At 62.3% G+C, this 13,782-nt stretch carries 12 protein-coding genes; 4 read left to right on the top strand and 8 right to left on the bottom strand.

Annotation, left to right across the window (positions count from 1 at the left end; all coding sequences use genetic code 11):
- The first annotated feature begins 1 nt into the window (after nucleotide 1).
- Nucleotides 2–964 (top strand): agmatinase, encoded by a 963-nt coding sequence (gene speB / locus M0D64_RS30945; protein ID WP_266260584.1) that lies wholly within the window; start codon nucleotides 2–4, stop codon nucleotides 962–964.
- A 33-nt stretch (nucleotides 965–997) separates the two neighbouring features.
- On the opposite strand, the gene M0D64_RS30940 is transcribed toward speB, so the two are convergent.
- From M0D64_RS30940 to M0D64_RS30930, 3 genes are all read right to left on the bottom strand, one after another.
- On the bottom strand, nucleotides 998–2,212 hold the full coding sequence (locus M0D64_RS30940; RefSeq protein ID WP_266260583.1) for an MFS transporter: 1,215 nt from the start codon (nucleotides 2,210–2,212) through the stop codon (nucleotides 998–1,000).
- On the bottom strand, nucleotides 2,209–2,742 hold the full coding sequence (locus M0D64_RS30935) for a MarR family winged helix-turn-helix transcriptional regulator (protein WP_266260581.1): 534 nt from the start codon (nucleotides 2,740–2,742) through the stop codon (nucleotides 2,209–2,211). The genes M0D64_RS30940 and M0D64_RS30935 overlap by 4 nt, the downstream gene beginning before the upstream one ends.
- Nucleotides 2,743–2,861: 119 nt before the next feature.
- On the bottom strand, nucleotides 2,862–3,881 hold the full coding sequence (locus M0D64_RS30930; protein WP_266260580.1) for a VTT domain-containing protein: 1,020 nt from the start codon (nucleotides 3,879–3,881) through the stop codon (nucleotides 2,862–2,864).
- A 374-nt stretch (nucleotides 3,882–4,255) separates the two neighbouring features.
- Here M0D64_RS30930 and M0D64_RS30925 point away from each other — a divergent pair, with 374 nt between their 5' ends.
- Complete coding sequence (locus M0D64_RS30925) at nucleotides 4,256–4,861, top strand: peroxidase-related enzyme (RefSeq protein ID WP_266260579.1); 606 nt, start codon at nucleotides 4,256–4,258, stop codon at nucleotides 4,859–4,861.
- Nucleotides 4,862–4,931: 70 nt separating this feature from the next.
- Here M0D64_RS30925 and M0D64_RS30920 read toward each other — a convergent pair whose 3' ends face one another.
- Nucleotides 4,932–6,182 carry an MFS transporter gene (locus M0D64_RS30920; RefSeq protein ID WP_266260578.1) on the bottom strand — a complete coding sequence of 417 codons (1,251 nt, stop codon included), beginning with the start codon at nucleotides 6,180–6,182 and terminating at the stop codon, nucleotides 4,932–4,934.
- Nucleotides 6,183–6,295: 113 nt separating this feature from the next.
- Nucleotides 6,296–7,258 carry a LysR substrate-binding domain-containing protein gene (locus tag M0D64_RS30915; protein WP_266260577.1) on the bottom strand — a complete coding sequence of 321 codons (963 nt, stop codon included), beginning with the start codon at nucleotides 7,256–7,258 and terminating at the stop codon, nucleotides 6,296–6,298.
- Between the two features lie 268 nt (nucleotides 7,259–7,526).
- Between M0D64_RS30915 and M0D64_RS30910 the strand changes: the two genes are divergently transcribed.
- Entirely contained in the window at nucleotides 7,527–8,255 is a 729-nt protein-coding gene (locus M0D64_RS30910) for a DUF899 family protein (protein ID WP_266260576.1), read from the top strand.
- A gap of 70 nt (nucleotides 8,256–8,325) precedes the next feature.
- Here M0D64_RS30910 and M0D64_RS30905 read toward each other — a convergent pair whose 3' ends face one another.
- Nucleotides 8,326–10,293, bottom strand: coding sequence for a bifunctional diguanylate cyclase/phosphodiesterase (locus M0D64_RS30905; protein ID WP_266260575.1), 1,968 nt, complete (start codon nucleotides 10,291–10,293; stop codon nucleotides 8,326–8,328).
- Between the two features lie 722 nt (nucleotides 10,294–11,015).
- On the opposite strand from M0D64_RS30905, the gene M0D64_RS30900 reads away from it, so the two are divergent.
- Nucleotides 11,016–11,294 carry an HU family DNA-binding protein gene (locus tag M0D64_RS30900; protein ID WP_006049832.1) on the top strand — a complete coding sequence of 93 codons (279 nt, stop codon included), beginning with the start codon at nucleotides 11,016–11,018 and terminating at the stop codon, nucleotides 11,292–11,294.
- Between the two features lie 265 nt (nucleotides 11,295–11,559).
- Here M0D64_RS30900 and M0D64_RS30895 read toward each other — a convergent pair whose 3' ends face one another.
- Both M0D64_RS30895 and M0D64_RS30890 read right to left on the bottom strand, forming a co-directional pair.
- On the bottom strand, nucleotides 11,560–12,678 hold the full coding sequence (locus M0D64_RS30895) for a 3-deoxy-7-phosphoheptulonate synthase (RefSeq protein ID WP_301717698.1): 1,119 nt from the start codon (nucleotides 12,676–12,678) through the stop codon (nucleotides 11,560–11,562).
- A 114-nt stretch (nucleotides 12,679–12,792) separates the two neighbouring features.
- Complete coding sequence (locus tag M0D64_RS30890) at nucleotides 12,793–13,599, bottom strand: DUF72 domain-containing protein (protein ID WP_266260574.1); 807 nt, start codon at nucleotides 13,597–13,599, stop codon at nucleotides 12,793–12,795.
- Between the last annotated feature and the right edge of the window lie 183 nt (nucleotides 13,600–13,782).

Raw genomic sequence — 13,782 nt, 5'->3', positions numbered from 1 at the left:
CATGACTGAACTCGTTTATGGCGACGGCGCGATCCGTCGCCCGTCGCTTTATGGCTCGTCGATCGAAAACACCTATGCGGGTGTGTTGTCGTTCATGCGCCGCAAGTACACCCGTGAACTCGACGGCGTCGACGTCGTGGTCTCCGGCGTACCGCTCGATCTCGCCACCACGTTCCGTTCGGGCGCGCGTCTTGGCCCGGCGGCGGTGCGCGCGGCGAGCGTGCAATTGTCGGAGCTGCATCCGTATCCGTGGGGCTTCAATCCGTTCGACGATCTCGCCGTGACGGACTACGGCGACTGCTGGTTCGACGCGCACAATCCCATGACGATCAAGGAATCGATCGTCGAGCATGCGCGCACGATTCTGCGTTCGGACGCGAAGATGCTGACGCTCGGCGGCGATCACTACATTACGTATCCGCTGCTGATCGCGCATGCGGAGAAGTACGGCAAGCCGCTCTCGCTGATCCATTTCGACGCCCACTGCGATACCTGGGCCGACGATAGCCCGGACAGCCTGAATCACGGCTCGATGTTCTACAAAGCGGTGAAAGACGGCTTGATCGATCCGAAGACTTCGGTGCAGGTCGGCATTCGCACCTGGAACGACGACTTCATGGGGATCAATATCCTCGACGCCGCATGGGTCCACGAACATGGCACGCGAGCGGCGGTGGAGCGGATCACGTCCATTGTCGGCCAGCGGCCCGCGTATCTGACCTTCGATATCGACTGTCTCGATCCGGCGTTCGCGCCGGGCACGGGTACGCCGGTGGCGGGCGGTTTGTCGTCGGCACAGGGGCTGGCCATCGTGCGCGGACTGGGTGCGTTGAACCTGGTGGGCGCGGATGTGGTGGAAGTGGCGCCCGCTTATGACCAGAGCGAGATCACGGCGATTGCCGCCGCGCATATTGCGTGCGATCTGTTGTGTCTTTGGCGGCAGAAGAAGGTCGCTGAACGCTAGGCACGTTCAATCGTCTTGAAGCGCAATCCAGGCTCAGCCCATCGACGACGATCGATCGGGCTGACGCCGGCCTTCGCGCAAGCCGAGCGTGTAGACAACAAGCGCGCCGCTCATGATCGCCAGTTGCCACAACAGCATGTCGCTGCCGCGTGCTTTCATGGCGAAACCGGCAATGAGCGGCCCCACGATCGAACTCGCGGTAAAGGTGAGCGACACCAGCCGCATGTTGCGCGTAAGCGCGGCTTTGTCGCTGCATGCCGCCGCGACCATGCCGAGTGTGATGTACGCGCTGTTCATGCCGCCGAGCAGCAAGGCGCTCGCGCCGGCGAGCCATGAGGCGGGCGCGGCGAGCGCGAACCCGCAGATCGCCAGCGTGCTGAGCGCGGCGCAGACGATCACCGTGGCCGCCAGGCCCGCGCGATCGGCGAACCAGCCGACCGGAAATTGCAGCGCCATGCCGCCGACACCGAATAACGTGAGTAGCGTGGCCGTCTGTGTGGTGCTGAGACCGTGGGCGTCGGCAAAGAGCGGGAAGAGCCCGTAGAGCGCGCCATCGCCGATGCCGCCTGCCGCGACGACCACCATGCCGAGGCTGACCATTGGGGCGATAGGGCCGATAGGGACGACCGGGGCGCTTTTCGCGGCGCTGTCCGCTCGCGCAGGCCGTGCTGGTTTGACAACAGGGTGCTTGTCGTCCGACGCAGTCAGCCACAGGGGAAGGGCCGCCACAAACGTGAAGGCTGCGCCAGTCGCGAACGTAATCCGTCCGTCGACTGCGCACCACACCGCGAACGCCGGGCCGATGACGCCGGCGGTGGCAATCAGCGCTTCGTGCACGCCCACTACACGTCCGCTGGATTCGGCCGGCACAAGCCGATAGAGCCACGTTTCATTGGCGATCCAGCGCAAACCGATGCCGAGTCCGGTCAACAAGCCAGGCACGAGCCATAACGGCCACCACAGCGCGTTCATCGTTGCGAACGCAACCACTGTGGCGGCGAGACCGAGCGATACCGTGCGCTTCGCACCGATCCGCTCCACCAGCCACGGCGCGATCAACAAGCCGGCCAGCATGCCGGTCCATTGCGAAGCGGAGAAGAGGCCGGCGCGCGGTGCGTCGAGGCCACGCTGCGCCAGCCACACCGGCAGCACCATGAAGCCGATGCCGAACTGGCCGATCTGCGAGAGCGCCGAGACCGCGGTCAGCGCGGCGATCGCCGGCCAGCGCACCGGCGCGGCGGCATTCATGTGCCGCTCCGCGCGGGCATGGGCAGACCCTGTTCGCGGCATTCGACCGGGCAGCCGGCTTTCAGGCAGGGGCCGTCGTCGCAAAGGCGGCACAGTTGCATGGCGTGCGCCGGATCGCGGGTCTCGTTCCACAGGATCTTGATCAGCAGGCTTTCGAACACCTCACGTTCGTGCTCGTCGAGCTGCCCGACGATGCGTTGGAGCATCTGGTCACGTGCCGTTTGCAGGCGTTTGGCTTCACGCTTGCCGGAAGCGGTCAAGGCAAGCGCGACGGAACGTCTATCCGTGCCGGATTTCTTTTCGACGAGGCCCGCGTCCACCAGACCCGCAACGGCGCGGACCGCGGCCGGATGCGAAAGATCGACCGCCTCGCGCAATACTTCAATGGATGAATCGGGATATTGACCGACCGCGTTGAGCATGGCACGGGCAGTGGGGCCCGCGAGCGCGGCCACGGTAGGCTGCGCGTTCATCTCGTCCGTGACCAGCAGGGCGAGCACGCCAAGCAGGTTTTCTGTGCGCTGCGTCATAGCGGTACCTCAATGTGTGCAACGTGCATATATGCATAGTGCACACATTGAAGATGATGCGCAAGCGGTTTTTAATGCCGCCCCATTGTGTTCGGTGGGGTGGGTTCAAGCGCCCGTCGTCACTTCGCCAACCGCGCCCGCACGGTGTATTCGCCCTCGTTACCCTCGTCGTCCGCCATATGGGCCATCGCCGTCTCGAAGTCGGGCGGCAGCGGCTCGACTGGATAACCGCGTTTTTCCCATGCGTCGAGGCCGCCCTTGAGCGCGCGGACGTGATGGATATTCTTTCGATGCAGTTGATTGACGATGCGCTTGGCCGTCGCTTCGTTAGGACAGACGCAGTAGACGACAATCGGCCGCTTCAGTAAGTCGGGATGCAGGGGCTCGGGCGAATCGAGGTCCAGCAACTGCGCGCCCGCGATCCGGTGCGATTCTTTCGCGCGGATGCTGTGCGGCCGGGCATCGAGGATCAGCGGCGGCTCATTGGACTTCATCAGTTCGTCGAGCTGGTCCGGCGAGATGCGTATATGCGCGAGCCAGCGGCGGAACTGCCAGCGGCGCACGTAGCGATAGAGGAGCACGGCAAGGAAGATCGCCGCGAACGCGTCGAAAATCGTGCCGCCGTGATGGCGCACGAGCAGCACGAGCTGCACGATCTGATCGTCAAGCGCCGCGCCGCCGATCACCCACACGCTGGCCCACAGCATCGCACCGACAAAATCCCACAGCAGAAACACGCCGACGTTGATTGGCGTGGTGCCGAGCAGCGGCGCCGAGATCAGGCCGAGTCCCGGCAGAAATTTGGCGACAGTCAAAATCGGCGCGCCGTACCGTTCATAGGTATTGCGTGCGACACGGACGGTGGTGTCGAGCGAGAGTGAGAAGCGCACCAGCTGATTCAGCAAGCGCCGGCCGTATGTTCGTCCAGTGAAGAACCACAGCGAGTCTGCCAGCAGTGTTGCGCAGACGGCAGCCCCAATGACGCTGGCATAAGAGGTTTGTCCCATGGCGGCCATCGTTCCGCCGAGGATCAGCATCGGCGCCGCCGGAATCGGCAAGCCGAGTTGCGTGACGAGCACGCTCATGAACACGGCCCACACGCCCAGCGAGGGTGGAATAGCAACCGGAAAATGCCACACAACCACGCTCCTGTTGATGCGATGAAGGGATCTGGAACAGCCCGTACCTGGCCGGCGTGCGTTGCGAACACGTCGTGCAGGGCCTGTTCTTGCCGGACAGCGGCCCGCTGCATGGCTCGTTCAGCTGGCCGGTGGCACGAACGCAGCAGCACGAACTTCGGATTTAAGCACAGGTTGGTGAAATGGCGCTGCGGGGCGGGCTGAGTACCTGAAAAAAATTAAGGGAATGGAGCGATTGACCGTGCTGCGGTGCCTCTGTGGAGCCTGTCCCTGCCGCTGCTCAACGCGGAGCAAAGCGCCAGATTGACCGGGACGGCAGCGAGTCGAAGTTCGCTACAATCGTCGTGCACATACAGATACAACGGAGACACAACATGGCAAACCTTCAGCCGATCAGCCGCTATCCCGTGCCTGAGCCTGACGCGTGGCCGGACGACATCCGCGCCCGCATCCTCAAAGTGCAGGAGAAAGCCGGTTTTGTTCCGAACGTATTCCTGACGCTGGCGCACCGGCCGGATGAATTCCGCGCGTTTTTTGCGTACCACGACGCGTTGATGCTGAAAGAGGGTGGCCTCACCAAAGGCGAGCGCGAGATGATCGTCGTCGCGACGAGCGCGGTGAATCAGTGCCTGTATTGCGTGGTCGCGCACGGGGCGATTCTGCGCATTTACGAAAAGGCGCCGTTGCTTGCGGATCAGGTGGCAGTCAACCATCGCAAGGCGGATATCACGGAGCGCCAGAAGGCGATGCTCGACTTTGCGCTGAAGGTTTGCCGTGAATCCGGCACGGTCGACGATGCCGATTTTCAGACGCTCGGTAAGCACGGCTTTTCGGATGAAGACGTGTGGGATATCGCGGCCATCACCGCATTTTTCGGTTTGTCGAACCGGATGGCCAACGTCATTTCAATGCGCCCGAACGACGAGTTCTATCTGATGGGGCGTGTGCCGAAAGCGGCGGCGGACGCGCCGCGAAAATAGCATCGGGGCCGCGAGTAGCGGACTCGCGGTGTGTGCGGATACGTGCTCACGCTTGCTCGCACCCGAACCCTCACGCAGCCGCCGGCTCTGACCGGATTGCGGGCGTGCTGACGGCCTTGTCGTCGATCGGGAAGTGCAGCATCGCGGCGATGAGTCCTGCGACGACCGTGGCTTCCCACAGTAGCGAATACGACCCGGTCAGATCGAACACCAGGCCGCCTAGCCATGCGCCGAGAAACGAGCCGATCTGGTGGCTCAGAAAGCAGACGCCAAAGAGGCTGCCGAGGTGCCGCGTGCCGAAGACTTTCGCCACGAGTCCGCTCGTCAGCGGTACGGTCCCGAGCCAGGTTAGCCCCATCACCGCCGCGAAGATCACGACCGAAGCGGAGGTCTTCGGCAGCAGAAAGAAGGCGCCGATCGTCACGCTTCGAATGAGGTAAAGCCAGCCAAGTACATGGTGCTGCCGAAACCGGCCGCCCAGCCAGCCGCATCCCCAACTGCCCGCCATATTGAACAGGCCGATCAGCGCGAGCGCGGTGGCACCCAGCCCAACCGGCATATGGCAGAGCGTCAGATACTCAGGCAGATGGGTGGCGATGAACGCGAGCTGAAATCCACAGGTGAAGAAGCCGAGCGTCAGCAGTCGATATCCCCGATGCTGGATCGCCTGAGCGAATACCTTGCGAAGAGGCGCAGCGGGCGGCTCCTGAACCTGCATGCCGACACTCGCGCGCCGGTCGAGCACCATGCCGAGCGGCGCGATCAGCAGCATCAGGAAGGCCAGCACGAAGAGCGAGGTGGCGATACCCGAGCTGAGTCGAATGCTCTGCACGAGCGGGATCATCAGCACCTGTCCTGCCGAGCCGCCTGCGCTGACGAGACCCATCGCCATGCTGCGTTTTTCTGGGGAAGCGATGCGGCCGACTGCCGGCAACACCACGCCGAACGTCGTGCAACTCACTCCGATGCCGACCAGCAAACCCATACCGACAATCAGCAGCGGGCCCGACGGCGCGACCGCCGCGACGCCCAGGCCCGCGGCAAACGTCGTCGCGCCGAACGCGACTACCGGCGCCGAGCCATAGCGATCTGCGGCAGCGCCCGCGAACGGTTGCGCGAAACCCCATACCAGGTTGTGCAGCGCGATGGCGAAAGCGATCAGCGTGACGGGCATTCCGCGGTCGAACGAGAACGGCCCAATGAAGAGGCCGAAGGTCTGCCGGATGCCCATGGCGGCGCTCAGAATCAGTGCGCCAGCGATGATCACGAGCGTCGTCTGACTCAACGGGATGGCGAGGCGTTTGCTATTTGTCGTGGACATGGATCTGATCTCCTTGGACACCATGGTCGCAGCGAGCGTCAGAAGCGGCAAAAGAAAAGATTTTGACGACGGGTGAGTGTGGCTCACCTGACCAGATAGAGGGCGTGCAGGGTTTAGTGGTTGGCGCCGCGCGATTCCGCGTCGGCAGCATCGGACGGATTGGCGAACGGTTCAGCCTCGCTGAGCAGCCACCGTTTGAAGTCGGACAGTTCCGGGCGATTCTCCGCGCTATCGGTGTTTTGCGCGCTCACCAGCCAATATGCCGTGGAGGAGGCGATCGTTTGTGGACTGGCCTCGACGAGCGCACCGCTTGCTAGATCGCGGTCGACCAGCGGCCGTCTGCCGAGCGCGACGCCGAGACCCATGCTCGCGGCTTCGAAAGCGAGTTGTATCGTGTCGACGCGCAACCCGTCGTTCAGGTCGATACCATCGATGGCGGTCCCATCGATGGCGACCCCGTCGAACCACGCCTGCCAGTCCTCGCTCGCCGAGTTCACGTGAATGAACGTCGCGTGACGCAGATCGATGTTGCCATGCGCGTCGCGCAGGTTATTCACGTACGCCGGGCTGCACACCGGCACGAGGCGTTCGCCGAACAGACGCGTCCACGCGGTCCCCGCGACCGGGGCGCGGCTCAGGCGAATGGCGAAATCGAAACCGTCGACGGGAAAGCCGACCTGACGGTGCGAGGTATCGACGGTGACGTTCGCATCCGGCCAGCGCGCACGAAAGGCGGCGAGGCGCGGCAAGAGCCAGCGCGAGGCGAGCGTGGGCGCGCAACTCAGCGCGATCGGGCGATTCGCACGGTGGTTCGGCAGGCGTTGCGTGCCGATCGCGATCAACGAAAACGCTTCGGATACGTACGACAGATAGTCGGCGCCTGCCGTCGTCAGCGAAATTCCACGCGGCTCGCGTACGAACAGTTCGACGCCGAGCGATTGTTCGAGGCCGACGATACCGTGGCTAATCGCGCTCGGCGTGACGTTCAACTCCGCGGCGGCGAGCTTGAAACTCTGATGCCTGCCGGCCGCTTCGAAAAAACGAAGCGCGGGCAGGGGTGGCAGACGAAGCGGCATGGGGCATCCTCAAAGGCGGCGCGGCGGGCGCCGTGACGGTGCAAAAGTGCGCCGGCGCGCGCATGCTGTTTCGGGAAAGGATACCTTGCAATGAGGTTTCGATTACCGCCGCGGACAGGCCAGCAAAATATTTCGCCGACGTTGTCGATTCGCCGGCATGCCGTTCGTCGTGGCTATATAAGGGCAAAAGATGCGCTCGCGGCAGCGTCATGTCATGCCGTGCCGCTATCGCGCCCTTAATCCTTGTTACCGCAACAGGAGGTGGCTGATGAATGACGTAGACCCATCTGCACAAACGTTGAAGCCGGCCCGGCAGCTGGCCGAATCGCCCGCTCGCTTTCCGGGCGAGAGCGCGGAATATCGCAGCGCGCGCAACGACCTGCTGGCCGAGGAAATCGAATTGCGCCGCCATATCGAACGCGTGGCCGCGCTGCGCCGCGCACTGCCGCCTGGCGGTATCGTGCCGCAGGACTATCTGTTCGAGGGCGAGACGGGCCCGGTGACGCTGTCGGAAATGTTCGGCGCGCATGACACCCTCGTCACCTACAACTGGATGTTCGGCCCGCAGCGCGAGCGCCCCTGTTCGATGTGCACTTCGCTCCTGAGCGCTTACGACGGCGAAATGCCCGACATATTGCAACGCGTGGCCTTTGCGGTGATCGGCCGCTCGCCGATCGACAAGCTGGTGGCCTTCAAGAAAGAGCGCGGCTGGCGGCACCTGCGGCTGTATTCGTCGGGCGGCAACACTTTCAACCGCGACTACGCCGCTGAAGTTCCGGATGGCGGCGACAATCCCGCCTTCAACGTGTTCACGCGTTCGGGCGGTACGGTGCGGCATTTCTGGGCCGAGGAGATGGGACCGTCGACAGCGGACCCGGGTCAGGATCCGCGCGGCGCACCCGATGTGATGCCGATCTGGACGGTGCTCGACATGACACCCGGCGGCCGCGGCAGCGACTGGTATCCGGAGTTGGAGTACGACACTGTGCCGCGTTAGTCGCGCGGTTTCATGCAGGTGTGCGGTGCGCCTGTCGTGCTGATTCGCACGAGGCAGGGGAGGTGAGCATCTACGTCTCGACGACGTCACTCTGCCCGAGCATGGTCTGCAAATAGGCCGGGACGGCGCTTGCCCGCATCGGCCTGCCGAACAGATAGCCCTGCAGCGCGCGAGCGCCCAGCGCCTTGACGACGTCGGCTTGCGACGACGTCTCGAGTCCTTCCACGATGCATTCAAGTCCGAGGTTTCTGCACAGATCGAGCACCGACTTGACGATCTTCTTCGACGCGCTATTGGAATCCACGTCGGTCATGAAGCTGCGGTCGATCTTGATCGTATCGAAGGGCAGGCGATGCACGTAGCTGAGGCTCGAATAACCGGTGCCGAAATCGTCGAGCGAGACACGGCAGCCGGCTTGCTTGATCATCGTCAGCGAGCAGTGGGCCTGCTCGAAATCGCGCGTGACCGCGGTTTCCGTGATCTCGAAGTTGACGTGATGCGCGGGCACGCCGCTCGCCAGCACGATATCGACCAGGCGGCGAGCGCGCGGCGAAGTCGAAATATCGATCGCGGAGAGATTGAACGACAGATAGAGATCGGATGGCCAGCGCGATGCTTCATCGAGCGCTTTGCGCAGCAGCACCTCAGTGACGCGCAGAATCAGGTCGGTACGCTCGGCAATCCGAATGAATTCCTCTGGCCTCACTGCGCCTAGCCGCGCGTTGTGCCATCGCCCGAGCGCCTCCATGCCGATGGTGCGTTGCGTGAGCACATCGTAGATCGGTTGAAACTCGAGGAACAGTTCGGACTCCAGGTCCGCATGGCGGAGTTCCTGGGCGACGAGACTTGAGCGCCGGATCCGCGTCTCATGTTCCGTCGAGAAAATCACCGGTGTGCCGCGACGGCTTTCCTTGCCGACGTACAAGGCGGCGTCGGCGCGTTCGAAAACCTGCTGGACTGTCGTACCCGCTTCAGGAAACGCGGCCCAGCCGATCGTTCCCGTCAGTTCGGCGACGTTGCCGGCCACCCGATAGGGCTGGCCGAGCGCTTCGCAGATGCGCTCTCCCAACTCGACGAGCGTCTCGTTCGGCAGTTTGTGTTGGGCCAGCACGCCGAATTCGTCGCCGCCCAGGCGCGCGAAGAAGATGCCCGGTTCCGCGAGCGTCAGCAAGCGCACACCGACTTCCTGCAGCACGAGGTCGCCGCTGGCATGTCCGTAGATATCGTTGACCTGTTTGAAGCCGTCGAGATCGATCAAGCCGACATTGAATCCGCCACCGGCGGCGGGCGTCTGTTCCGATAGCGCGCGCAGCGACGCAAAGAAACTGCGCCGGTTGGGCAGGTCGGTCAGGCTATCGATGCTTGCGAGCCTGAAGTTATCGTCGCTGAGCTTTTGCGTTTTCTGCTGGCTCACCTGCAATTCGCGCTGCGCGTGCACCACGCCGGCAAACGTCCGGTAATACAGCTCGATGATGAAGGCGAGTGCGACGCCGACCAGCGTCATGTCGATGGCCATCGCGATGAAGACAGGAGAGCGCGTGGAGACCATGAACGTCGAAAAGATCAGGATGACGATCGATAGCAGAAGCAGGGCGGCCGCCCGCAGATGCATCAGGCAGAACACGCAGCCGACCAGGGTCGTCGCCATATAAAACGCGACCTGGGCCTGCTCATAGGCGGAGCCGTACGGAAACAGCAGGAGCGACCAGGTGCTGAAGGCGACGGCGAAGATGCCCGCGAGCCAGATCAGCTTGCGTAGTTCGGGCACGGCCTTGTCGTGCGTCAGAACCCGGTGCCGGACGCGCCACCAGCGCACGCAACGGATGATGCACAGCACGCAGAGCGCCGCGGGGAAGTAGATGGACAACCAGGCCGGCGCCGATCCCAGATGCGTGACGGCCACCGCCATCGTGTTGACGATCAGGATGAAATAAAGCAGCGGTATCTGGTGGCCGAATGCCTGGAGTTGCGAGCGCACGAGTTCCGGGTCGCCTTCCGCGACCGATAGCGCTTCCCTCAATCTGGCTAACCGAACCATGCCCGTCCTTGTAACGTTTGCGCTGCACACGCAGCTTTGTATATCGGCAACGTCGGTGAGACCTTGAGAGAATTCTCAGTGGAAAAAAATCATGCGTGTTGAACGAGCGGTAAATACGCCCTGGGAGATCGTCGGCGATGAGTCATTTGTGCCGCGTCAGCCTGCGCGAGGTCCGCCGGTTCGCGGCGTAGAGATGTTGTATGACGTCCTTGTTTTTCAGCGGCGCAGGCTGTTCCGCTGGCGAGTCTTGCGTGATTTTTCGCGCTACAGCGCCGCGCCGACCCGCATCACGCAGGCGAAATCGCCGGCTGCCGCGGTCGCACAAGACCAGGCGGCGAGCGCCAGGCATGTTGCAATATGGCGAATTTTCATTGTTTTATTCTTCCCGGATTTTTATTGCTGAGCGTGGCGCGGTGCTGAATCGCGAATCTTTGCGATCCCCCATAACATCGTAAAAAACCATGGTGGCAGCCGATTTGCCGCCGCTAAATCACTGAAATTGCAACGGATTGTGATACGCCGCGGAGAGCCGTAAAGCGGGAGAAATGCGTAAGCGCGCGATTCTTATAGCACTTTGGGACAAAAAAACGTCAAATTGCCGCTGGGCGGGCGATACAAGGCTTACATCCAAGGTTTGCGCGAATACGCGCCTATGCGTTAGTGTGTCGGTCCCGGCGCAACAGATGTGGCGCCGGTTCCATGATTACCATACGGGAAGTGCTATGAACAAACAGGAACTGATTGATGCAGTCGCCGCAGCGACGGGCGAAAGCAAAGCGGCCACCGGCCAAACCATCGACGCTATCGTCGAAGCGGTGACCAAAGCCGTGGTGGGTGGCGATACGGTGCAACTGGTCGGTTTCGGTTCTTTCTCGACCGGCGCGCGCGCAGCACGCGTGGGTCGCAATCCGTCGACCGGTGCAGAAATCCAGATCGCCGCAGCCAAGACGGTGAAGTTCACCGCCGGCAAGGCATTCAAGGAAGCCGTCAACGCGTCGTAATGCAACGCGCCTCGCGCTGGAGCATCCACGCGCGCTGTTTTAGTGCGCGGTGCCCGATGCATCGGGCGTGAGGAAACACGCGCTGCCCAACACCGGTGAGGGTGTTATATCGGTGGTTGGTGCGGCGCGTGTGGTGCTTATGTTGCTGTTGTTTGCTTCAGGTTTGCGTCGTGCACGCTCGCGTTCCAGCCTTTATTGATGCTCATCGTGATGGTCATCGGACGGTTACTGGATGCGCGAGATCGTGCAGGCCGCGTCGGCGGATTCAGCCCGCGCGTCGTTTCCGGGTCGCTTCGGCCAGCGTCTCGAGCGCCGGTTCGGTTTGCGCCCAGCTCACGCAGGCGTCCGTAATCGATACGCCGTAACGCAGCGGCACACCGGTCTTCAGATCCTGACGACCTTCTTCCAGATGACTTTCGAGCATGACGCCGAGAATGCGGCGCTCGCGCTGCGAGAGTTGCTGCGCCAGATCCTCCACCACCTCCAGTTGACGCAAATGCGATTTGCCTGAGTTCGCATGTGAGCAGTCGATCATGACCTGCTCGCGCAGGCCTGCCGATTTGAGCACTGCGCAAGTTGCGTCGACGGACGCGCTGTCGTAATTCGGACCTTTCTTGCCACCGCGCAAGATCACGTGCGCGTCGTCATTGCCACGCGTCTCGAAGATCGCGGCCATACCCATCTTGGTCATACCCATGAACGCATGGCTTGCGTGCGCCGCAACGATCGCGTCCGCGGCGATCTGCACGCCACCATCCGTGCCGTTCTTGAAGCCGATCGGGCAGCTCAGTCCCGACGCAAGCTGCCGATGACTCTGGCTCTCCGTCGTGCGCGCGCCGATCGCACCCCACGCGACCAGATCCGCGATGTATTGCGGGCTGAGCAAGTCGAGAAATTCGGTGGCCGTGGGCAAGCCGAGACCGTTGATGTCGAGCAGCAGTTGCCGTGCGAGACGCAGCCCCTCGTTGATACGGAAGCTGCCATCGAGACGCGGGTCGTTGATATAGCCTTTCCAGCCTACCGTTGTGCGCGGCTTTTCGAAGTACACCCGCATGACGATCAGCAGATCGTCCTTGTAGGTCTGCGCTGCGACCTTGAGCTTGCGGGCGTATTCGATGGCCTGGTCGTGGTCGTGAATCGAACACGGGCCGACGATCATCACGAGCCGGTCGTCACGGCCGTGCAGAATATCGGCGATTTCCGCGCGGGTTTTCTCGACGAGCGTCTGCACCGACGGCGGCACAGGCAATTCGTCCTGCAGCAAGGCAGGGGAAATCAGCGGACGTACCGCACCGATGCGAACGTCGTCGATGCGCGTGGTGTCCTGGGTGGCGTCGGCCGAGCCGACTTCCTGATCGTGCAAAGGATTGTCGATGGCGCTCAAAATAGTCTCCCGGACCTTGGATGTTGGGGTGGCCTCACCGCCTGAGCGGCTGAGTGTCGGTGCGTTGATTCGCTGCCGGGATTATGACACTCGCGCGTGCGGGCCGGATGACCGTCATTCGAGGCGTTTGATCAGCGCCATGGCGGCGGCCGGATTGCGTTCCTTGAAGCCGCTGATGACGTAGAGGTAGACGTCGTGTGCCGCGGTTTTTGCGGGGGCCGCGGCGGATGTTTCCAGGTCGTCCGGCGTTGTGCCTGCAGCGAGTTGGCGGGCGCGTTCGACCCAGGCGTCGAGGGCCTTGGTCGAATAGCCTTTGGCTTCCTTGTCGCTTGTACCCATGATGCGGGCGTAGACGAATGGCGCGGTGATGTCGGCGATTTGCGGGTAGTCGCTGTCGGCTGCCAGCACGATGGCGACTTTGTACTTTCTGGCTAGCGCGATGAATTCGGGGGTCTTGAAGGTGTCGTTACGGACTTCGATGGCGTGCCTCAGTTTTTGCCCTTCGATGCTCGCGGGCAGCAGTTTCAGGAAGGCTTCGAAGTCTTCCGGGTCGAACTTTTTGGTAGTGGCGAATTGCCAGTTGATCGGGCCTAGCTTCTGTTTTAGCAGTAGCACGCCGCTGGCGAAGAAGCGTTCGATGGTTTCGTTGGCGTCCGCCAGGACTTTTCGGTTTGTTGCGTAGCGGGGGGCTTTGAGCGAGAAGACGAAATCTTCGGGGGTTTCCTGATACCACTTTTCGTAGCTTGAAGGTTTTTGCAAGCCGTAGAAGGTGCCGTTGATTTCTATCGATGTGAGATTTTGGCTCGCGTGTTGGAGCTCGCGGCTTTGTGTCAGATCCGACGGGTAAAACGTGCCTCGCCAAGGGGCGTAGGTCCAGCCGCCTATGCCGATTCGGATTTTGCCGGGTTTCGGGGATGGCATTTTTTTTGAGCCTGTTTGGGCGGCTTCGCCGGGAGAGGTAGGTTAGCGCATCTGGCTGAGGTTTTTTGCCTTCGTGGCGGTTTTTTTGTTTTGCCTGCGCGGCGCTTGTTTGTCTGTGTGCCTGGGGTTTTGGCCTTTCCTTGTTCTGGCTTTCGTGCCTTTCCTTGCATTGTTAGTGGTCTA

The sequence above is a fragment of the Paraburkholderia sp. WS6 genome, from assembly GCF_030464835.1.
In the GTDB taxonomy this organism is placed as follows: Bacteria; Pseudomonadota; Gammaproteobacteria; order Burkholderiales; family Burkholderiaceae; genus Paraburkholderia; species Paraburkholderia madseniana.
Note: the sequence above shows the minus strand (reverse complement) of the source record. Positions and strands in the feature narration are given on the sequence as shown.

What these genes read in the sequence shown, in the direction of transcription:
- speB (WP_266260584.1), top strand. Translation starts at nt 2, where the DNA reads ATGACTGAACTCGTTTATGGCGACGGCGCGATCCGTCGCCCGTCGCTT.
- M0D64_RS30940 (WP_266260583.1), bottom strand. Translation starts at nt 2,212, where the DNA reads ATGAATGCCGCCGCGCCGGTGCGCTGGCCGGCGATCGCCGCGCTGACC.
- M0D64_RS30935 (WP_266260581.1), bottom strand. Translation starts at nt 2,742, where the DNA reads ATGACGCAGCGCACAGAAAACCTGCTTGGCGTGCTCGCCCTGCTGGTC.
- M0D64_RS30925 (WP_266260579.1), top strand. Translation starts at nt 4,256, where the DNA reads ATGGCAAACCTTCAGCCGATCAGCCGCTATCCCGTGCCTGAGCCTGAC.
- M0D64_RS30920 (WP_266260578.1), bottom strand. Translation starts at nt 6,182, where the DNA reads ATGTCCACGACAAATAGCAAACGCCTCGCCATCCCGTTGAGTCAGACG.
- M0D64_RS30915 (WP_266260577.1), bottom strand. Translation starts at nt 7,258, where the DNA reads ATGCCGCTTCGTCTGCCACCCCTGCCCGCGCTTCGTTTTTTCGAAGCG.
- M0D64_RS30910 (WP_266260576.1), top strand. Translation starts at nt 7,527, where the DNA reads ATGAATGACGTAGACCCATCTGCACAAACGTTGAAGCCGGCCCGGCAG.
- M0D64_RS30905 (WP_266260575.1), bottom strand. Translation starts at nt 10,293, where the DNA reads ATGGTTCGGTTAGCCAGATTGAGGGAAGCGCTATCGGTCGCGGAAGGC.
- M0D64_RS30900 (WP_006049832.1), top strand. Translation starts at nt 11,016, where the DNA reads ATGAACAAACAGGAACTGATTGATGCAGTCGCCGCAGCGACGGGCGAA.
- M0D64_RS30890 (WP_266260574.1), bottom strand. Translation starts at nt 13,599, where the DNA reads ATGCCATCCCCGAAACCCGGCAAAATCCGAATCGGCATAGGCGGCTGG.